This is a genomic window from Streptomyces sp. NPDC005808 (assembly GCF_042871385.1).
Lineage (GTDB): Bacteria > Actinomycetota > Actinomycetes > Streptomycetales > Streptomycetaceae > Streptomyces.
The window spans coordinates 52,441-72,162 of record NZ_JBIAIK010000025.1; the positions used below are offsets into that span (position 1 = coordinate 52,441).

At 70.3% G+C, this 19,722-nt stretch carries 15 protein-coding genes; 8 read left to right on the forward strand and 7 right to left on the reverse strand.

Annotated elements, in window-relative coordinates; translation table 11 throughout:
* Positions 1 to 222: 222 nt before the first annotated feature.
* Positions 223 to 1,068, reverse strand: a complete 846-nt coding sequence (locus ACFYPC_RS35225; protein ID WP_391891371.1) for an IclR family transcriptional regulator — start codon at positions 1,066 to 1,068, stop codon at positions 223 to 225.
* Positions 1,069 to 1,306: 238 nt separating this feature from the next.
* Between ACFYPC_RS35225 and ACFYPC_RS35230 the strand changes: the two genes are divergently transcribed.
* Together ACFYPC_RS35230 and ACFYPC_RS35235 are read left to right on the forward strand one after the other, a co-directional pair.
* Positions 1,307 to 1,627: a bifunctional 3-phenylpropionate/cinnamic acid dioxygenase ferredoxin subunit gene (locus tag ACFYPC_RS35230; protein WP_391891373.1), complete on the forward strand. Its 321-nt coding sequence runs from the start codon at positions 1,307 to 1,309 to the stop codon at positions 1,625 to 1,627.
* A 124-nt stretch (positions 1,628 to 1,751) separates the two neighbouring features.
* The gene (locus tag ACFYPC_RS35235; RefSeq protein ID WP_391891375.1) at positions 1,752 to 3,050 is read left to right on the forward strand and encodes an NAD(P)/FAD-dependent oxidoreductase; all 1,299 of its coding nucleotides are present in this window, start codon (positions 1,752 to 1,754) and stop codon (positions 3,048 to 3,050) included.
* A 143-nt stretch (positions 3,051 to 3,193) separates the two neighbouring features.
* Here the strand turns inward: ACFYPC_RS35235 and ACFYPC_RS35240 are convergent, their stop codons facing one another.
* On the reverse strand, positions 3,194 to 3,859 hold the full coding sequence (locus ACFYPC_RS35240; RefSeq protein ID WP_391891377.1) for a hypothetical protein: 666 nt from the start codon (positions 3,857 to 3,859) through the stop codon (positions 3,194 to 3,196).
* 536 nt (positions 3,860 to 4,395) lie between these two features.
* Between ACFYPC_RS35240 and ACFYPC_RS35245 the strand changes: the two genes are divergently transcribed.
* The 5 genes from ACFYPC_RS35245 to ACFYPC_RS35265 are packed head-to-tail and all read left to right on the forward strand — an operon-like array spanning position 4,396 to position 12,450.
* Positions 4,396 to 7,365: a nitrate- and nitrite sensing domain-containing protein gene (locus ACFYPC_RS35245; protein ID WP_391891407.1), complete on the forward strand. Its 2,970-nt coding sequence runs from the start codon at positions 4,396 to 4,398 to the stop codon at positions 7,363 to 7,365.
* Positions 7,365 to 7,805 carry a roadblock/LC7 domain-containing protein gene (locus tag ACFYPC_RS35250; RefSeq protein WP_391891379.1) on the forward strand — a complete coding sequence of 147 codons (441 nt, stop codon included), beginning with the start codon at positions 7,365 to 7,367 and terminating at the stop codon, positions 7,803 to 7,805. Before ACFYPC_RS35245 ends, ACFYPC_RS35250 begins: the two co-directional genes overlap by 1 nt.
* A 9-nt stretch (positions 7,806 to 7,814) precedes the next feature.
* Positions 7,815 to 8,222 (forward strand): DUF742 domain-containing protein, encoded by a 408-nt coding sequence (locus ACFYPC_RS35255; RefSeq protein WP_391891381.1) that lies wholly within the window; start codon positions 7,815 to 7,817, stop codon positions 8,220 to 8,222.
* A 24-nt stretch (positions 8,223 to 8,246) separates the two neighbouring features.
* Entirely contained in the window at positions 8,247 to 11,861 is a 3,615-nt protein-coding gene (locus ACFYPC_RS35260) for a hydantoinase B/oxoprolinase family protein (protein WP_391891383.1), read from the forward strand.
* Entirely contained in the window at positions 11,842 to 12,450 is a 609-nt protein-coding gene (locus ACFYPC_RS35265; protein ID WP_391891385.1) for an ATP/GTP-binding protein, read from the forward strand. Before ACFYPC_RS35260 ends, ACFYPC_RS35265 begins: the two co-directional genes overlap by 20 nt.
* A gap of 126 nt (positions 12,451 to 12,576) precedes the next feature.
* Here the strand turns inward: ACFYPC_RS35265 and glpK are convergent, their stop codons facing one another.
* From glpK to ACFYPC_RS35290, 5 genes are all read right to left on the reverse strand, one after another.
* Complete coding sequence (glpK, locus tag ACFYPC_RS35270; protein ID WP_391891386.1) at positions 12,577 to 14,097, reverse strand: glycerol kinase GlpK; 1,521 nt, start codon at positions 14,095 to 14,097, stop codon at positions 12,577 to 12,579.
* Between the two features lie 13 nt (positions 14,098 to 14,110).
* The gene (locus ACFYPC_RS35275; RefSeq protein WP_391891388.1) at positions 14,111 to 14,860 is read right to left on the reverse strand and encodes an MIP/aquaporin family protein; all 750 of its coding nucleotides are present in this window, start codon (positions 14,858 to 14,860) and stop codon (positions 14,111 to 14,113) included.
* 578 nt (positions 14,861 to 15,438) lie between these two features.
* On the reverse strand, positions 15,439 to 17,106 hold the full coding sequence (locus tag ACFYPC_RS35280) for an EAL domain-containing protein (protein WP_391891389.1): 1,668 nt from the start codon (positions 17,104 to 17,106) through the stop codon (positions 15,439 to 15,441).
* Positions 17,107 to 17,206: 100 nt separating this feature from the next.
* Positions 17,207 to 18,400 carry a lipid-transfer protein gene (locus tag ACFYPC_RS35285; RefSeq protein ID WP_391891391.1) on the reverse strand — a complete coding sequence of 398 codons (1,194 nt, stop codon included), beginning with the start codon at positions 18,398 to 18,400 and terminating at the stop codon, positions 17,207 to 17,209.
* A 29-nt stretch (positions 18,401 to 18,429) separates the two neighbouring features.
* Complete coding sequence (locus ACFYPC_RS35290) at positions 18,430 to 18,858, reverse strand: Zn-ribbon domain-containing OB-fold protein (protein WP_391891409.1); 429 nt, start codon at positions 18,856 to 18,858, stop codon at positions 18,430 to 18,432.
* 295 nt (positions 18,859 to 19,153) lie between these two features.
* On the opposite strand from ACFYPC_RS35290, the gene ACFYPC_RS35295 reads away from it, so the two are divergent.
* On the forward strand, positions 19,154 to 19,696 hold the full coding sequence (locus ACFYPC_RS35295; protein WP_391891393.1) for an NUDIX domain-containing protein: 543 nt from the start codon (positions 19,154 to 19,156) through the stop codon (positions 19,694 to 19,696).
* The last annotated feature ends 26 nt before the right edge of the window (positions 19,697 to 19,722 follow it).

Below are 19,722 nucleotides of genomic sequence, written 5' to 3' on the forward strand. Positions count from 1 at the left end.
GTGGGGCCGGGGGGGGGGCGCGGCCGCCCCCCCCCCGCCCGGCGGGGGCGCCCCCCCCCCCCCCCCCCCCGCCGGGGGGGGGGGCCCGGGGGCCCCCCCCCCCCCCGCTTCTTTTCCCGTTCGGTGCGGGTTCCCCCGGCCACACCCTCGACCGGGTTGTACGGAGCCGTTTCCGGCCGCGTCAGGTGTCCGCTGCCCGCCTGACGTCCGCCCCGGCTTCCGTCAGAAGCCGTAGCCCATCCGGCGCGAGAGATCGGCCGCGGCGGCGACCGTGCGCTTGGCGAGATCCGGCAGCCGGTCCGAGTCCAGCCGGTACACCGGGCCGGAGGTGCTGATCGCGCCGATGACCTTGCCGTCGTGGGCGCGCACCGGGGCGGCCACAGCGGCGAGGCCCAGTTCCAGCTCTTCGAGAGCGTAGGCGTAGCCCTGCTCGACGACCGCCTCCAGCTCGGAGCGCAGGGCGGCGGTGCCGGTGATGGTGCGCTCGGTGAATCGCCGCAGCGGGCGGGCGAGCAGGCCCTCGCGCAACGTGGGCGGAAGGTGTGCGAGGAGGACCTTTCCGCTGGAAGTGGCGTGCAGGGGGGTGCGTCTGCCCAGCCAGTTCTGAGCGGTGACGGAGGCGGCGCCGCGGGCCTGCATGATGTTGACCGCCGCGTCGTCGTCCAGGACCGCGATGTTGACGGTCTCGCCCAACTCGTCGGCCAGTTCACGGCAGACCGGAACGCCCTCCTGGGAGATGTCCAGCCGCACCGCCGCCGCTCCCGCCAGGCGCAGTACGGCGGCCCCCAGGTAGTACTTCCCGCGGTCCTTGGCCTGCGCCACCAGACCGCGGTTCTCCAGGACGCCGAGCAGCCGGAAGGCGGTGGACTTGTGCACCTCCAGCTCGTCGGCGATCTCGGTGACACCCGCCTCGCCGAGCCGCGCGAGGATCTCCAGCACGCTCACGGCGCGGTCCACCGACTGGACTGCGCTGCCCGCCCCTCTGCTCTGCTTCTCCGCCGTCGCTCCGTTGGCGTGGTTGGCCTCGGTCTCCTCGTTCGGCTCAGCCTGCTTCTGAGTGCGGGTCATAGCTCAACTCTCACCACCTGGCGGCCCGGTTTGGGCCGCATCTGCGGGAAGCCCTTGACGTGACGGGACTCCCGCGCGGATTCTGTTGCGCATAGCGCTCCCTCATGCGCCATACGAAACATCATGTTACCGAAGCGTCCGGAACCGGATAGGGCTCGAAGGCGAGCACCGCCAGCTCGTTCCCGGACTGCCTGGACCTGAGCGGTCGGACAACCTGTCCGGACCGAGAGGGGGGCCCATGATTCCCGTCTGCCGCCTCGAAGACCTCCCCGTAGGCGAATCCGTCCGTGTCGACGCCACGCCGCCCATCGCCGTGTTCAACGCCGACGGCGAGTTGTACGCCATCGACGACACCTGCACCCACCAGGACGCCTCCCTCTCCGAGGGCTGGCTGGAGGGCTGTCTGGTCGAATGCCCGCTGCACGCCGCCTCATTCGATCTCCGCACGGGGCAACCGACGTGCCTGCCCGCACGCCGCCCCGTCCGGACCCACCGCGTCACCGTCGACGACGGCGTCATCCACGTCCACCTGGCCGCGGAGGAGGGCACCGCCGCATGACGTATGAGATCTATGAGATCACTGCCGACGACGAGCGGGCTGTTTTTGCCGTGCACCGTCCGTCTCGGCGTACTGCTGGTGAATCCGGCACCGTGCCCGTCGTACGGGTCCGGAGGCGCGCTTCATGAGGACCGTGACCGTCGTGGGTGCCTCCCTCTCCGGGGTGTACGCGGCCCGCGAACTGCGGGCCCAAGGGTTCGACGGACGGCTGGTGATCGTCGGGGACGAGCCCCACCGACCGTACGACCGTCCGCCCTTGTCCAAGGACTTCCTCATCGGCCGCTCCGACGAGGACCAACTCGCCCTCACCGACGACGAGGAGAGCGCCGAACTCGACGCCGAGTGGCTCCTCGGCGTACGTGCGCGCGGCCTCGACGCCCGCTGTCGCACCGTCCTCCTCGACGACGGCCGCACTGTGTCCACCGACGGCGTGGTCATCGCCACCGGCGCCTCGGCCCGCCGCCTCCCGGGCGACGACCTCGCCGGCGTCCACACCCTGCGCACCCTCGACGACGCCCGCGCCCTGCGTGCGGAACTCAGCCGGGGCCCGCTCCACGTCGTCGTCATCGGTGGCGGTTTCATCGGCGCCGAAACCGCCTCCTCGTGTGCCGCCCTCGGCCACGACGTCACGGTCGTCGAGGCCGCTCCGCTGCCCCTCGTCCCCCAACTCGGCCCCGAAATGGCCGCCGTGTGCGCCATGCTGCACCTCCGTGGCGGCGTCGACCTCATCGCCGGCACCGGTGTGGCAGGCCTGCTGGGGACCGGCACCGCGGGCTCGCACGAAGACCGCGCCCCGCGCCCGCAGCGAGACCGCGCCACAACCTCGCACGATGGCCACGCCGGCGGACAGGAAGCCGCCGGGGACCGCGAGCCGCGGCGTACCGTCACCGGCGTGCGGCTCGCCGACGGCCGGACCCTTCCCGCGGACGTCGTGATCGTGGGCATCGGAGCCACCCCCAATACCGGCTGGCTCGTGGGTTCGACGCTCGCTCTGGACGACGGCGTGCTGTGTGACGACGGCTGCGTGACAGGGCTTCCTCAGGTGGTCGCCGTCGGAGACGTCGCCCGCGTCGGTGGAGCCCGCGCCGAGCACTGGACCTCGGCCACCGAACAACCGCGGGTCGCCGTACGCAACCTGCTCGCCGGACGCACCGTGGACACCGTGCGACCCCTGCCCTATTTCTGGTCCGATCAGTACGGGGCGCGCATCCAATTCGCGGGCCGGCGGCACGAGGCCGACGCCGTCCGCATCGCCGAGGGGGCCATCGAGGACGGCGCACCGGCCGAGGGCGGCTTCCTGGCCCTCTATGAACGCGCCGGCCGTACGACAGCCGTCCTCTCCGTCGACCGCCCACGCCCGTTCATGCGGGCACGTCGTGAACTCGCCCGCAGCGCAGATCCGGTGGAGCCGGCGGCACTGTGACGCTCTGACCCTTCAGTGGACCTGGGGCGGGGTGGCCCGTGTCGGGGATCCGCCCAGCGGGCCAAGACGTGGGGGAGACACACGGGGACGTGATCCTCGGGTGCCTCGGGTGCCGCTGGGTCACTGGCGGCACCCGAGGATGCCTAGGAGTGCGACAACTGGCTGGCCCCGCCCTGGCGACGTATCCGCTCCTGGGCGCCCTCGTCCGTCCGTGCCTGCCGTCGGGCCCTGCGCCGCTCGCGTCGCAATGCCCGTGCGGTGCTGCTCGGTACCGAGACCACTCCGTGGCGCTGGTTCCACACCTGTCGTGTCACCCAGACGTCGAGGGCGGCCCAGGTGGCCACCACCGTGCTGGCAACACTGCTGAGGACCATCGGGAAGGCCAGCCAGGATCCCGCGAGCGTGGACAGGAAGGCCACCATGGCCTGGATCAGGGTCACGGAGACGATGAGCAGCGCTCGTACGGCAGCCGTACGCACCGGATCGGGCAGCCGACGCCTGCGGGCGGGTTCTTCGACCCACAACGGCCGGTAGTACACCCGCTCTTCCTCTTCGTGCTCCTCCGCCGCGGGGCCCTGCGCTTCCGCGACCCTCGCCCCTCCCGCCGCGAAGCCCTGCCCTTCGGCGGGGCCGGACGCCTGCTCCCGGCTCCGCGCCGGGCCGTACCCGCCCGTCGTCCCGCCCCGCGCTTGTGTGCGGCTGCGCCTCTCCGAGGTCGTGTCGGGTCCGTCCGAATGTCTGCGCGCAGCCACGGCAACGCCCTGCCCGTCCACGATGTACCCGCCCGTCGCCCCGTGTTGCTCGTCCAACCGATCGTGCCCGTTTGCCCGAGGGCCGCGATCCGGTGCCTGCGTGGCTCGTTGTGCCGCCCCGGGCTCCGCAACGCTGATCCCCGGCGCCCCGCTCCGCTCCGCCGTGCCCATCAACTCGTCACTCCCCACCGCCCAGCAGACCTGTCGCACCGGTGTCAGACGACCCCGGCTCCCCTTTGGCTGCCCGGCTTGCGCTGTATTACGCCGCCTGGGCGCGGCATGGGGCTCCTGTGGCCCATTCCGCACCCATCTCCCGTACAGAAAGACGAACAACGCGCCTCGAAGATTCCCTGGAAGCGAAGAATTCCGGCCAACTGACGGAGTTCACCGCTCCGATGTGATCCGGCGCCATTGCCGGATTCCGGGAGGCAATCTCCCTCAATGAACGGACAACTCCCCATGTTTCGTTCCCCAAATGGGACGTCTGCTCCCGGACGGGTCTTCGAGTTCCTTGTGGGTCGGTAGTAGGCTCACGCCGTTTGTTGACGCACATGCGTACCCCCGGGCCGGAGGGGGTCGAGCTGGGGGAGGCCATGCGCTTTCGCGGGAAGTCGATCCGCCGGAAGATCGTGGCGCTGCTCCTGGTGCCGCTGGTGTCCCTGACGGCCATCTGGGCGTTCGCGACGGTGCTCACCGGACGCGAGGCCAACAACCTGTTCAACATGTCGGACGTCGTGGAGAAGATCGGCTACCCCACCGAGGATGCTGTCCGCCTCCTTCAGCAGGAGCGTCGGCAGACTCTGGTCTATCTGGCCGATCCCCGCGCCTCCGACGCCCTCGCGGCGCTCAAGCGCAGCCGCGCCGCCACCGACGACGCCGTGGCGAAGGTCCGTACGAACGCCAAGGACGAGGACGTGCGCGAGCACATGGGTGAGATCCCCTCCGAGCGCCTCACCACCATCCTGGAGACGTTCGACGGCCTCGACTCGCTGCGCCAGAGCGTCGAGGAGGGCACGGTCAACCGGTCCCAGTCCCTGGACCTCTACAACCGTCTGGTCGACCCCTGCTATGTCCTGATGACCAACATCCATCTGCTCGACAACGTGGAGATGGACAAGCAGGGCCGCGCACTGGTCAACCTCGCCCGGGCCCGTGAGTTCCTCTCCCGTGAGGACGCCCTCCTCGGCTCCGCGCTGGTCGCGGGCCGCATCACCAAGGACGAGATCCGTGACGCGTCCGATCTCATGGCCCAGCGCGCACTGATGTACGAGATGAGCCTGCCGCTGCTGCCCTCCTCGGACCGCGAGCGCTTCGAGCGTTACTGGAAGAACGCCGACACCGCGCCTCTGCGGGTGGCCGAGCAGGCTGTTGTGACCTCCGAGGCCGACTCGCCCAGCGGCGTCACCGCGAAGCAGTGGGACAACGCGGCCGGGCATGTCCTCGACGAGCTGGGCACGCTCAACGACCAGGCGGCCGACCGATTCCAGGACCGGGTCCAGCCGGTCGTGGTAGGTGTCATCCTCAAGGCGGTCATCGCCGGTGTCCTCGGGCTCGCCGCCCTGCTGTTCTCGCTCTTCATGTCCGTACGCATCGGCCGCGGCCTCATCCGCGACCTGAGCCGGCTGCGCCTCGAAGCCCACGAGGCATCCGGTGTCCGGCTGCCCAGCGTCATGCGCCGCCTGTCCGCGGGCGAAGTGGTCGACGTCGAGACCGAGGTTCCGCGCCTGGAGTACGACCGGAACGAGATCGGCGAGGTCGGCCAGGCACTCAACACCCTTCAGCGCGCCGCCGTCGAGGCCGCCGTCAAACAGTCCGAACTGCGCGACGGCGTCTCCGAGGTCTTCGTCAACCTCGCCCGCCGCAGCCAGGTCCTGCTCCACAAGCAGCTCACCCTGCTCGACACCATGGAGCGCAGGACCGACGACACCGACGAACTCGCCGACCTGTTCCGCCTCGACCACCTGACGACCCGGATGCGCCGCCACGCCGAGGGCCTGGTCATCCTCTCCGGGGCCGCCCCGTCCCGGCAGTGGCGCAAGCCGGTCCAGCTCATGGACATCGTCCGCGCCGCGGTCGCCGAGGTCGAGGACTACGAGCGCATCGAAGTACGCCGCCTGCCGCGTGTCGCCGCCACCGGGCCGGCTGTTGCCGACCTGACGCACCTCGTCGCCGAACTCCTCGAGAACGCCACGGTGTTCTCGCCCCCGCACACCGCCGTGCACGTCCACGGTGAACGCGTCGCCAACGGTTTCACTCTGGAGATCCACGACCGCGGCCTGGGTATGGCGGCCGAGGCGCTCCTCGACGCCAATCTGCGGCTCGCCGAGACCCCGGAGTTCGAGCTGTCCGACACCGACCGGCTCGGGCTCTTCGTGGTCAGTCGCCTCGCACAGCGGCAGAACGTCCGCGTCTCCCTCCAGCCGTCCCCGTACGGCGGTACCACCGCGGTCGTCTTCATCCCCGACGCGCTGCTCACCGATGAGGTCCCGGACACCAATGGCGTCGGCTTCCGCCTCGACCGTGCGCTGCCCAGGCGGGAGAGCGAGGCCGAAGCGGATCGCAAGGCCGCGTTCTCCCAGACGCCACTCCAGATCCCGGGTCTGCCCGCCTCCATTCTGGACGGGCCCGTAGAGCTGGAAGCCCCGGTCGATCTGGACACCCTCAGCGGCTTCCCCGGCGCCCTCGCCGACGACGACACCGAACGCGGCGGTCTGTTCAGGCCGCGCCGCTCCATCACCGGGGTCCCGGGCGAGCAGCACCAGCAGACCCGCGACAGCCGGGGCGAGCCCGCCCGGTCCGGCGACAACGACCAGCCGGACGGGCCCGTCCCGCTGCCCCGGCGCAGGACGCCCAAGCTGGTCAGCTCGCACGGCCGACCGGTGACCCAGACGCGGTCCCGCCGCGGCGGGACGGACGAGGGGGCCGCCGCGGCGGACTTCGAGCCGCTGGCCGGTCCGGACCACACGGAGGGCCCGGAGCCTGGAAACCGGCCCGGTGTGGCGGAGACCGACGGCATGCAACCGCTCGCGGCCGGATGGCGCGGCGCACACACCGAGACCGCGGCGCGGCGTGGGGACGGGAGCCCCGGGACCCCGGAGCTGGACAATGCCGAGTTCTCGGATTCCATAGATCTCAGCAGGGCCCTCGGGCGGCGCGAGTCCGGCATTCGACGGGCTCGCGAGTTTCCGGGGGCCACCGAGCCGCGAGAGGCACCTGCCCTTCCCCAGCGCAGTCGCCGCACCGCGCCGTCGCTCGGCGCGGGCGAGACCACCCCGCGCCCCGAGGCCCCGACGGCAGCAGAGGAATCGGGCGTGGGCCCACTGCCCCGCCGCGTCCGGCAGGCCAATCTGGCCCCCCAACTGAAGAACGACCTCGAGCGGCGCACCGAGCAGGACAAAAGTGGCGCGGGCAACGGCGCGGACCCGGCCGAACGCGACGCCGACGAGGTACGCAGCCGGATGGCCTCGCTCCAGCGCGGCTGGCAGCGTGGCCGTGAGGAGAATGCCGCGGGCGACGAGCCCCACGACGGCACAGCACCAGGAACGACAAAGGGGGACGGTTGATGACCGCACCGAAGGCGACAGGGCCCACCGCGATCAGCAAGGTGTCGGGGGAGCTGAACTGGCTCCTCGACGACCTGGTGGACCGCGTCGCCAGCATCCGCCAGGCGGTCGTGCTCTCCGGCGACGGCCTGCCCATAGGCGTCTCGAAGGACCTGTCCCGGGAGGACAGTGAGCACCTGGCCGCCGTCGCCTCCGGCTTCCACAGCCTTGCCAAGGGCGTGGGCCGCCATTTCGAGGCGGGCAGCGTCCGCCAGACCGTCGTGGAACTGGACGAGGCCTTCCTGTTCGTCACGGCGGCGGGCGACGGCAGCTGTCTGGCCGTCCTGTCGGACGCCGACTCGGACGTCGGGCAGGTGGCGTACGAAATGACGCTCCTGGTCAAGCGGGTCGGCGTACATCTGGCCGCCGCTCCCCGCACCGACCCGCCCTCCGGTGGGTAGTGGGATGACATGGGTGTCAGCGTGAGCGGAGACAGCCGGAGCAGACCCCACTGGTTCGACGACGAGGCCGGACCGGTGGTCCGGCCGTACGCGATGACACGCGGCCGCACCACCAGTACGGCCCAACACCGCCTCGACCTGATCGCGGTGGTCGTGGCGGAGTCGTACGCCGACGATCCCGAGGCGGACCAGACGCTGTCCCCGGAGCACGTGGACATCGTCGAACTCTGCCGCGACGCGCCTCAGTCGGTCGCCGAGCTCGCCGCGGAACTCGACCTTCCCGTCGGGGTGGTCCGGGTCCTCATCGGGGACCTCGTGGACGAGGAAATGGTCCACGTGACCCGTCCGGTACCCCCCGCAGAGCTGCCGGACGAGAGTATTCTGCGCGACGTGATCAACGGCCTCCGGGCGCTCTGAGCAGGGCGAAAGCGGGGAACAGACATGACAGGCTGGCAGTTCTGGGTCGATCGGGGCGGTACTTTCACCGACGTCGTCGCGCGACGTCCCGATGGCAGTCTGCTCACGCACAAACTGCTGTCCGACAACCCGGCCAAGTACGCCGACGCCGCGGTCGCGGGGGTGCGGGAGCTCCTCGAAGAGGGCGCGGAGATCGATGCCGTCCGCATGGGCACCACCGTCGCCACCAACGCCCTGCTCGAGCGCACGGGCGAGCGAACCCTCTTGGTCATCACCCGCGGCTTCCGCGACGCCCTGCGCATCGCGTACCAGAACCGGCCACGCATCTTCACCCGCGCGATCGACATGCCCGAACTGTTGTACGAGCGTGTCGTCGAGGTCGACGAGCGAATCGCCGCCGACGGCACGGTGCTGCGCGCCCCCGACCTGGATGCCCTGGCCGGCCCCCTCCGGGAGGCGTACGACGCCGGTATCCGCGCCGTCGCCGTGGTCTGCATGCACAGCCACCTCCATCCGGCCCACGAAGAGGCCGTCGGTGAACTGGCGGCCCGCACCGGCTTCCCGCAGATCTCGCTCTCCAGCGAGGTCAGCCCCCTGATGAAGCTCGTCCCGCGCGGAGACACCGCCGTGGTCGACGCCTACCTGTCGCCCGTGCTGCGCCGTTACGTCGAGCACGTCGCCGATGAACTCCAGGGCGTGCGCCTGATGTTCATGCAGTCCAACGGAGGTCTCGCCGAAGCAGGACAGTTCCGCGGCAAGGACGCCATCCTGTCCGGTCCGGCGGGCGGCATCGTCGGTATGGCCCGGATGTCGCAGCTCGCCGGCTTCGACCGTGTCATCGGCTTCGACATGGGCGGCACCTCCACGGACGTCTCCCACTTCGCCGGCGAGTACGAGCGGGTCTTCACCACCCGGATCGCCGGTGTCCGGCTGCGCTCGCCCATGCTGGACATCCACACCGTCGCCGCGGGAGGTGGCTCGCTGCTCCATTTCGACGGCTCCCGCTACCGCGTGGGCCCCGACTCGGCCGGCGCCGAACCCGGACCCGCCTGCTACCGAGGCGGCGGCCCGCTCACCGTCACCGACGCCAATGTCGCCCTCGGCCGAATCCAACCCGCCCACTTCCCACGGGTGTTCGGCCCGGACGGCGACCAGCCGCTCGACGACGCCCTGGTCCGCGACCGCTTCGCCGCCCTCGCCCGCGAGATCCGGGAGCGGACCGGCGACGACCGGACCCCTGAGCAGGTCGCCGAGGGCTACCTCCAGATCGCCGTGGCCAATATCGCCAACGCCGTGAAGCGGATCTCGGTCCAGAAAGGCCACGACGTCACCCGGTACGCGCTGACCACCTTCGGCGGCGCGGGCGGCCAGCACGCGTGCATGGTCGCGGACTCGCTCGGCATCCGCACCGTCCTCGTGCCGCCCATGGCCGGCGTGCTGTCCGCTCTCGGGATCGGTCTCGCCGATACGACGGCCATGCGCGAACAGTCCGTCGAGGTGCCACTGGACGCCTCCACGATGCCCGGCGTCCTGAAGACCGCGGAAGACCTGGAAGGCGCCGCCCGCGCCGAACTCCTCGCCGAGGAGGTGCCCGAGGACCGCATCCGGGTCACCCGCCGCGCTCAACTCCGCTACGACGGCACGGATACGGCACTCACCATCGAGCTCACCGAGCCCGACACCATGACCCGCGCTTTCGAAGAACGCCATCGTGCCACCTACTCCTTCACCCTCGACCGTCCGGTCGTCGTCGAAGCCCTCTCCGTAGAAGCCACCGGTCTCACCGAACCCCCCGATCTCTCCGCCCTCGCCCTCTTCGCAAACCGCTCCGCCGCGCCGGAGACAGCCGGCCTCCACACGGGCGGCGCCTGGCGTGACGTCCCCCTGCTCCGCCGCGAGGAACTGCCTCCCGGTCACACGGTCACCGGACCCGCGATCATCACCGAGGCCGGCTCGACGACCGTCGTCGACGACGGCTGGCAGGCCGCGACGACCGACGACGGGCATCTGGTCATGGAACGCGCGGCGATTACGCAGAGTTCCGATCTCGGCACGGAAGCGGACCCAGTCCTCCTTGAGGTCTTCAACAACCTCTTCATGTCCATCGCCGAGCAGATGGGCGCCCGCCTGGAGTCCACCGCCCAGTCGGTCAACATCAAGGAGCGCCTCGACTTCTCCTGCGCCCTCTTCGACCCTGACGGCAGCCTGGTCGCCAACGCCCCCCATATTCCAGTGCACTTGGGATCGATGGGCACCAGCGTCAAGGAGGTCATCCGGCGACGCGGAGAGGGGATGCGCCCCGGGGACACCTACGCGGTCAACGATCCCTACCACGGCGGCACCCACCTCCCCGACGTCACCGTGATCACCCCGGTCTTCGACACGGAGAGTGAACAGATCCTCTTCTACGTCGCCTCGCGCGGCCACCACGCCGAGATCGGCGGCATCGCCCCGGGCTCCATGCCCGCCAACAGCCGCACCATCGACGAGGAGGGCATCCTCTTCGACAACTGGCTGCTCGCCCAGAACGGCCGATTCCGCGAAGCCGAGACCCTTTCCCTGCTCACCAGTGCGCCCTACCCGTCGCGCAACCCGAAGACCAACCTCGCCGATCTGCGCGCCCAGATCGCCGCCAACCAGAAGGGCGTCGACGAAGTCGCCCGCATGATCGACAACTTCGGCCTCGAAGTCGTACAGGCGTACATGAAGCACGTCCAGGACAACGCCGAAGAAGCGGTACGGCGCGTCATCGACACCCTGAACGACGGCGAGTTCACGTACGAAACCGACTCCGGAGCCGTCATCCGGGTCCGCGTCTCCGTAGATCATCAAAAACGCTCTGCCACCGTCGACTTCACCGGTACGTCCCCGCAGCTCACCACGAACTTCAACGCTCCCTTCGCGGTGGTCAACGCGGCCGTCCTGTACGTCTTCCGCACCCTGGTCGACGACGACATCCCGCTCAACGACGGCTGTCTGCGCCCCCTCGACATCGTGGTGCCGCCGGGCTCGATGCTCGCGCCCGAGCCTCCGGCAGCCGTCGTCGCGGGCAACGTCGAGACGTCCCAGGCGATCACCGGAGCCCTCTACGGAGCACTGGGCGTGCAGGCCGAGGGATCGGGCACCATGAACAACGTCACCTTCGGCAACGAGCGGTACCAGTACTACGAGACCGTGGCCTCCGGATCCGGCGCGGGCGACGGCTTCCCGGGCGCGTCCGTCGTCCAGACCCACATGACCAACTCGCGGCTCACCGACCCAGAGGTCCTCGAGTGGCGACTGCCTGTACAGCTCGACGAGTTCGCCGTCCGCCACGGAAGCGGCGGCGCGGGGCGCTGGAGCGGCGGGGACGGCGCCGTGCGCCGTATCCGGTTCCGCGAGCCCATGACCGTCTCCACGCTCTCCCAACACCGCAGGGTGCCGCCCTACGGCATGGCGGGCGGCGAACCCGGGGCGCTCGGTGCCAACAGGGTGGAGCGCGCGGACGGCACGGTCAGCGAACTCGGCGGAAGTGATGCGGCCGACGTCGGCCCCGACGACGTACTCGTCATCGAAACCCCCGGCGGCGGAGGCTACGGCCCACCGCCGCACGACCCCCATCAAGCAGGAGAAGAGATCGATGATCTTCGGGCGTTCTGAGCGCGGAAAGCCTCCGGTCGAGCCCGTCACGCTCAAGATCCTCGTGGCCGGCGGATTCGGCGTGGGCAAGACGACCCTCGTCGGCGCGGTCAGCGAGATCAAACCACTGCGCACCGAGGAGGTGCTCACCGAGGCGGGCCGTCCCGTGGACGACACCAGCGGCGTGGAGGGCAAGCACACCACCACCGTCGCCATGGACTTCGGCCGCATCACACTCCGCGAGGATCTGGTGCTCTACCTCTTCGGAACCCCCGGGCAGGATCGCTTCTGGTTTCTGTGGGACGAGCTCGCCACCGGCTCGCTGGGTGCCGTCGTGCTCGCCGACACCCGCCGGCTGGAGGACTGCTTCGCCGCCGTCGACTACTTCGAGCGGCGGTCCATACCCTTCGTGGTCGGCGTCAACTGCTTCGAGGACGCTGCCCGCTACCCTGCCGAAACCGTTCGTCAGGCACTCGACCTCGACCCTGACGTGCCCGTCGTCCTCTGCGACGCGCGGGAACGCGACTCGGCCAAGGAAGTACTCATCGGCGTCGTCGAGCACGCCCTGGCCTCCGCGTCCGAACAGCGCCAACCTGTCACGACGACCTGACGTACGGCACCTGCCTTCTGTCGGCTGCCCGCGAGTACGGCCCGTACCCTCGCCGACCGGGGTACGGGCCGTACTCGTGCACGCGCGCGTGGCTTGCATGAAACGCACGCGCGCGTAGACCCTGTTTCAGCTCAGGCCCTCCTCGTGCCAGCCGAAGCTCTTCTCCACCGCTTTGTGCCAGTTGTGGTACTCGCGGTCACGCACGGAGGGCTCCATGGCCGGAGTCCACTCGATGTCCTTCTGCCAGTGCGACTTGAGCTCGTCGAGGTCGTTCCAGACGCCGGTGGCGAGACCGGCCGCGTAGGCGGCCCCCAGACAGGTTGTTTCGGAGACCTTCGGGCGGATCACCGGCACCCCGAGGACATCCGCCTGGTGCTGCATCAGCAGATTGTTCTTGGTCATGCCACCGTCCACCTTCAGGGTGGTGATCTGCACCCCGGAGTCCTGGTACATGGCGTCGACCACCTCGCGCGTCTGCCAACTGGTCGCCTCCAGGACCGCGCGCGCCAGGTGCGCCTTCGTGACGTACCGCGTCAGCCCGGTCACGACCCCGCGCGCGTCGGAACGCCAGTAGGGCGCGAACAGTCCGGAGAACGCGGGCACGATGTACGCGCCGCCGTTGTCGTCGACGCTCGCCGCCAGTGTCTCGATCTCGTCGGCGCTGCGGATGATGCCGAGCTGGTCGCGGAACCACTGCACCAGGGCGCCGGTGATGGCGATCGACCCTTCGAGGCAGTAGACCGGCGCCTCGGTGCCGATCTTGTACCCCATGGTGGTCAACAGTCCGTTCTTGGAAGGAACGGGCCGGTTCCCGGTGTTGAGCAACAGGAAACTGCCCGTCCCGTACGTGTTCTTCGCCGTGCCCACGTCGTAGCAGGCCTGCCCGAACACCGCCGCCTGCTGGTCGCCGAGCGCCGACGCCACGGGGACGCCCCCGAGTTGGCCCACAGCGGGGCCGTACACCTCGGCGGAGGACCTGATCTCCGGGAGGATCGCCGCGGGGACGTTCATCGCGGAGAGGATGGACTGGTCCCACTGGAGCGTCTCCAGGTTCATGAGCATGGTGCGCCCGGCGTTGGTCACGTCCGTGACGTGCCGCCCGCCGTCCGTGCCGCCCGTCAGGTTCCAGATCAGCCACGAGTCGATGGTGCCGAAGGCGATCTCACCGCGCTCGGCACGCGTGCGCAGGCCCGGAACGTTGTCGAGGAGCCAGGCAGCCTTGGGCCCGGAGAAGTAGCTGGCCAGCGGCAGTCCGGTCTGCTCGCGGAAGCGGTCCTGCCCGTCCGAGCCGCCCAGTTCGTTGCAGAGGGCGGACGTACGGGTGTCCTGCCAGACGATCGCGTTGTGCACGGGCTTTCCCGTGGCGCGGTCCCAAAGGACCGTCGTCTCACGCTGGTTGGTGATCCCGAGCGCGCTCAACTGCTCCGCGCGGAGCCCGGCCTTGGCGATCGCGCCGGCGACCACCGCCTGTACCTTCGACCAGATCTCGGTGGCGTCGTGTTCCACCCAGCCCGGCTTGGGAAAGATCTGGCGGTGTTCGCGCTGGTCGACGGCGACGATCGCGCCGCCGTGGTCGAAGATGATGCAGCGGCTCGATGTGGTGCCCTGGTCGATTGCGGCGACGTACTTCTCGGCATGGTCCGTCATGACGTCCCCTTCGTCAGAAGGCTGCGATGTAGATCAGGGCGCCGACGACGGCGCCCGCGATCGGGCCGACCACCGGGATCCAGAAGTAACTCCACTCCGAGGTGCCCTTGTTGGGTATCGGCAGCAGCGCGTGCGTGAGTCGCGGCCCGAGGTCGCGGGCCGGGTTGATGGCGTATCCCGTGGGGCCGCCGAGCGAAAGGCCGATCCCGACGACGAGGAAGGCGATGAGCAGGACGGGCAAACCCGCGTCCCCGATACCCGCCACGTGCTTGTCGCCGCCGACCATCGCCAGGATGGGCAGCATCAGGGCGATGGTGGCGATGAACTCGGTGATCAGGTTCTGCACGGGATTGTTGATCTCAGGCCGGGTCGAGAAGATCCCCAGCGTCTCGATGGCTGTGTGCTCTTCGGTCTCCTCGGCGTTGAGGTTGAACTGGCCGAGGTAGAGCAGCCAGCACAGCACGGCCCCGACGATGGCTCCGGCGAACTGCCCGAGAACGTAGAAGGGCACGTCCTCCCACTTCGTGGAGCCCTCGATCGCGAATCCGATCGTCACCGCCGGGTTGATGTGCCCGCCCGACAGCGGCGCCGCGGTGTACGCGCCGGCGAGGACGCCGAAGCCCCACCCGAAGGCGATGACCACCCAGCCCGCTCCACGGGCCTTGGACTTGTTGAGCGTGACCGCGGCGCACACTCCCGCGCCGAACAGGATCAGAATGGCGGTGCCGATCAACTCGCCGACGAAGATGTCTGCGTTGCTCATGGCGGCTCCTAGGCCTGGTCCGGAGCGATCGGCTCCGGGCCACTGTGCAGGATGCGTTTCCCACGTTTCCCATGGCTACTTCAGCCGAAGGCAGGAAGGTCCCGCTTCCCGCCCGGCGTCCGTGACGAGCGTGCCGTCGCAGCGGAATCGCCCATGGGAATGGCACCTTTGGTGCAGGTCGGAAACCCGAGCGGCGCGGTGCGTGAAGACGCCCGAATGCGGCGATACCGACTGACACCCGGAAGTGTTCACCGGCGCCCATAAGGCGTCAAGGTCGCGGACAGCAACGGTTGGTGGGGCGGTGCGGGGTGGCATCGCGGCGGTCGACCCCGGCCGAAAAGCGGCTCGTCGCGGCCAATCGGCGTTCCCGTCGGTCCAGGTGCCGTCGGCCGGGGTGCAGGGCTACCGGCATAGAGGCCCCAGGAGACCGACTTGCGGCCGGCTGTCCTCGCGAGTCGGCCGACGGCGGTGGCTGCCGCAGTCTCGGCCCTGCGGCCCTGCAGATCGGTGGTGGGGCACCCGCAGTCCGACCGTCGCCTTCGGCGAGTCGGCCGGTGAACCGCCGACCGGGCCGTCGATCAGCTGCTCATGCGGTCAGTCCCGGACCGTCCCGCCCACCAGAATCCATCCTCCGTCGGCGCCGTACCGGCCCCACGACGGATCTCGTGCCCCGCGAGCCCCGCGCGCCCCAGCACCCAACTCGCCCCGTGGAGAGCCTTCGCGGCCTGCTTGAGGGGTGCCAGGCAGGCGGCAGCCTGTCGGTGGTCGGTCACGCTGCCGGGTGCGCACAGGACCGTGGCCAGCGACAGCGTGACGGTCCGTCCGCCCGCCGTCCACGGCGTGTCGAGTACCGAGGTGGCCAGGGGATCGAGGGTGTCAGGGTCCGCGAGGACCAGGAAGTCGTCCCCGCCGATGTGCCCCACCCGAGTCGCTCCGGACGCAGCGCGCTGGAGTGCCCGTCCGACGGCCCGGATCAGGTCGTCACCCGCCGCGAACCCGGCCCCGTCGTTGACCTGCTTGAAGTGATCTACGTCCAGCCAGCTCAGTGCGAAAATCCGGCCGTCCGCGATCCGCCGGTCCACCTCGCCGGTGATCGCGTCCGAACCGGGCAGCCTCGTCAGCGGATTGAGCCCCGCGGCCTCCTCGACCCGGCTCTCGGACAAGGCCCGTACGAGGTCCGCCAGTCGCACGACACCCACACACCTCCCGGACCGGTCGACGACCGCGACATCGTCGGACGTACGGTCCCGGTCCCCGTCCGCCACCACGTCGAGGACCTCCCACGCAGTGGCGTCGACCCCGACCGTACGTGGCGGATCGCCGAGCTTGGCCGCCGGTCTGTCGGCGTACAGCGCATGTCCGTAGCGCCCCGACATGGACAGCAGAAACCGCGACCGGTGCACCGACCGGACCGGAACCCCTGACGTGTCCACGAGCAGCACCCCGGACACGTCGGACGACCCGGTGAGCAGCGCCCGCACCTGCCCCGCGGACGCCGTGGCGGGCAGCAGCGCGGCGGGCCGCACGAACTGCCGTACGGACGGCCCCGATCGAGAGGTCTCGGCGACACCGGGGGAGAGCGTCGGCACGTATACGTCCGCCGCGGGCAGCCGAGCGGGCGGCGCGAACAGGTCGCCCTGCGCCAGTTGCGCGCCCGCCGCCACCGCCGCGGCGCACTGCAGTTCGGTCTCCACCCCCTCGACGGACAGCAGCGCACCCAGCTCCTCGCACAGCGTCCGCATCGCCCGCACCGCCGCGGGCCGCGCGAGCAGGGACACGTCGAGCTTCATCAGCTCGGGCGCGAGGTCCGTGAGCAGCCGCAGGGGTACGTCGCCGTCGCCCACCCCGTCCGCGCAGATCCGGAAGCCCTCGCCCCGCAAGGCGGCAACCGCGTCCAGCAGGGCGTGCTGCGGCACGTGCGTGTACGGCGGACCTACGTCGACCGTCACCTCCCACGGCAGCCGCCCTGCCTCGCGCACCGCGTCGCGCAGGGCCGAGAGCCCGCCGAGATCGGCCAGCGTCCCGGCGAACACGTTGACGTGCAGGGGCAGGAGGATCTCCTTGCGGGCGGCCGCCCGGATCGCGAACGCGGCCAGCCGGCCGTCGAGTTCGGGGTCGCGACGGGCCTGCGCCAGGATGTCACCGGCCTCCGGGCGGGCGAGTATCTCCAGAGCGGCAACCCCTCCGGTCGTCAGATTGACGACCGGCTGAAAGGCGAAGCGGAGCGTATCCGACCAGGAGGGCACGGGAGAATAATCGCGCCCCTGGCGCACGCTCAGGCGCGATTCACGAGCTGTTCACGCAGGAATTCGCGCTCGTCACAGTGGGTGCGTGCGGTTGCCGGGGTCACCGCACGGCGATGACCGACGAACCATGTCCGAACAGCCCCTGGTTCGCGCTGATCCCCACCCGGGCCCCGACGACCTGCCGCTCGCCCGCGGCGCCCCGCAACTGCCATGTCAGCTCGCACACCTGGGCGATGGCCTGCGCCGGAACCGCCTCCCCGAAGGAGGCCAGCCCACCGCTCACGTTCACGGGTATTCGCCCGCCCAGCGTCGTCGCACCCTCCCGCAGCAGCTTCGCGGCCTCGCCCTCCGCGCACAGCCCCAGGTCCTCGTACCACTGCAACTCCAGAGCCGTGGACAGGTCGTACACCTCGGCGAGGGAGAGATCCTCGGGACCGATGCCCGCCTCCTCGTACGCCGCCCGCGCGATGGACGTCCGAAAGGTTTCGGCCGCGGGTTCCATCGAGGCCGCGGAGTCCGTGGCGATGTCCGGCAGGTCGAGCACCGTGTTGGGATAACGCGGCGTCACGGTGGACACCGCGCGGATCCGCACGGGATCCGCGACACCGTGGCGCCGCGCGAAGCCCATGCTGGACAGTACGGCGGCCGCCCCGCCGTCGGAGGTGGCGCAGATGTCGAGCAGCCGCAGTGGGTCGGCGACGACCGCCGAACCGGCGACCTCCTCGGCGGTGACCCTCTTCCTGTACCTCGCGTTCGGATTCAGTGCCCCTAGGGCGGCGTTTTTCACCTTGACCTGCGCGAAGTCCTCGAGAGTGTCCCCGTGGACGGCCATCCGCCGCCGCGCGTACAACCCGAAGTACGTCGGATTCGTCGCCCCCAGGACGCGGAACCGCAGCCAGTCCGGATCGTCCTGCCTGTCGCCGCCGCCCGCCGGGCGGAAAAAGCCCTTGGGCGCCGCGTCCGCCCCCACCACCAGTACGACGTCCGCGAGACCGGAAAGTATCTGCGCCCGCCCCGTGTTGAGAGCATGCGCTCCCGAGGCACACGCCGCGTACACACTCGCGACCCGCGCCCCCTGCCAGCCGAGCGCCTTCGCGAACGCTGCCCCCGACACGTACCCGGGATATCCGCCGCGCACAGTGTCCGCACCCACGATCGAGTCGACATCCCGCCAGTCCACACCGGCGTCCGCGAGCGCCGCCCGCGCCGCCATGACCCCGTACTCGACGAAGCCGCGCCCCCACTTGCCCCAGGGGTGCATACCCACGCCGAGCACCGCCACGTCACCGCTCATGCCGTCACCCCCGTACGCCACACGCCCTCTCACTGCGCCACTCCTGTCGGCCGCCAGTGCCACGTCGTCCAGATCGTCTCCTCGTCCTCGTTCAGCACACCGGGGACGGCCTCCACCTCGATGCCCACTGCCAGGTCGGCGACAGTGATCCCGGGAACCGCCTGACCGAGCACGACGATTCGCTCGCGCTCCAGCTCCACAGCGATCAACGCGTAGGGTTCCCACAAGAGTTCCGGATCGCTCACATACGGTGACGGTGGCCGGTACCGGCTGTCCGTGTACGACCAGACACGACCGCGCCGGGACAGCGGCACCTCGGACAGCTCACCGCCGCCCGAACAGCCCGGATTGCGGCAGAAGACGTCCTCGCGTGGGAAGAAGACCGAGGCGCATGTCGAACAGCGCGTACCGAGGAGACGGAAGTCGTCACCGTCCCCGGAGAACCACCGGGCGACCACAGGTAGGCGTGAACGTGACACGGCTCCTCCACGACACTGGACCTGACGGGACGTCAGGAGTGTGCCACGGGCAACGGGAATTGGGCAGGGCGCAGAGAAGAACCATGGCAACCTCCCGGTGTCGGAGTACCGGCAGCGACGGCCGGGGCCCACGGGGGCCGTTCCACCCATCCCTGGCAGCCCGCGACGCACGAGCCGCCGCACCAACACCAACGCCCGTCGTTCCACCCGGGGTTCACGGCCCACCAACGGCCTGCTGACGATGTCGCTCAAGTGATCGGATACAGTCCGCGGCGTGTCCGCAACCCCATCCACGCACCCGCCCGCCGACTTCGCGCCGGACTCGCACTGTTCGAGCTGCGGAGCGCCCTACGGAGAGGGCGTCTCCGGCTGGCCCCGCACCTGCCGCGTCTGCTCCACCGTGGCCTACCGCAACCCACTGCCGGTCGCCGTGGCCCTCCAACCCGTGTACGACGCCCAAGGCACCTCCCTGGTCGTGATCACCCGGACCATCGACCCCGCGCGCGGGGGCATCGCTCTGCCCGGCGGGTTCATCGACCACAGTGAGGACTGGCGGCACGCCGTCGTCAGGGAGCTCAGGGAGGAGACGGGCATCGACGTGGCGAGCCGGGAGGTACGGCTCGCCGACGCGATGAGTTCCCCGGCCGGGCACCTGCTGCTCTTCGGGCTCCTCCCGGAACGCCCGGCCGCCGAACTCCCGCCGTCCGCCGCCACCGAAGAGACATCGGGCTGGCACCTGCTGCGCCGACCGGCCGAACTCGCCTTTCCCCTGCACAGCTTGGCGGTGCAGGGATGGTTCGAGGGGCGGTACATCTGAGGCGCCCCGCCTGAAGCCGTGCGGGG

Bases quoted from the DNA above. Each gene is read 5' to 3' on its own strand.
- ACFYPC_RS35225 (WP_391891371.1), bottom strand. From the start codon at position 1,068: ATGACCCGCACTCAGAAGCAGGCTGAGCCGAACGAGGAGACCGAGGCC.
- ACFYPC_RS35230 (WP_391891373.1), top strand. From the start codon at position 1,307: ATGATTCCCGTCTGCCGCCTCGAAGACCTCCCCGTAGGCGAATCCGTC.
- ACFYPC_RS35235 (WP_391891375.1), top strand. From the start codon at position 1,752: ATGAGGACCGTGACCGTCGTGGGTGCCTCCCTCTCCGGGGTGTACGCG.
- ACFYPC_RS35245 (WP_391891407.1), top strand. From the start codon at position 4,396: ATGCGCTTTCGCGGGAAGTCGATCCGCCGGAAGATCGTGGCGCTGCTC.
- ACFYPC_RS35250 (WP_391891379.1), top strand. From the start codon at position 7,365: ATGACCGCACCGAAGGCGACAGGGCCCACCGCGATCAGCAAGGTGTCG.
- ACFYPC_RS35255 (WP_391891381.1), top strand. From the start codon at position 7,815: ATGGGTGTCAGCGTGAGCGGAGACAGCCGGAGCAGACCCCACTGGTTC.
- ACFYPC_RS35260 (WP_391891383.1), top strand. From the start codon at position 8,247: ATGACAGGCTGGCAGTTCTGGGTCGATCGGGGCGGTACTTTCACCGAC.
- ACFYPC_RS35265 (WP_391891385.1), top strand. From the start codon at position 11,842: ATGATCTTCGGGCGTTCTGAGCGCGGAAAGCCTCCGGTCGAGCCCGTC.
- glpK (WP_391891386.1), bottom strand. From the start codon at position 14,097: ATGACGGACCATGCCGAGAAGTACGTCGCCGCAATCGACCAGGGCACC.
- ACFYPC_RS35275 (WP_391891388.1), bottom strand. From the start codon at position 14,860: ATGAGCAACGCAGACATCTTCGTCGGCGAGTTGATCGGCACCGCCATT.
- ACFYPC_RS35285 (WP_391891391.1), bottom strand. From the start codon at position 18,400: ATGAGCGGTGACGTGGCGGTGCTCGGCGTGGGTATGCACCCCTGGGGC.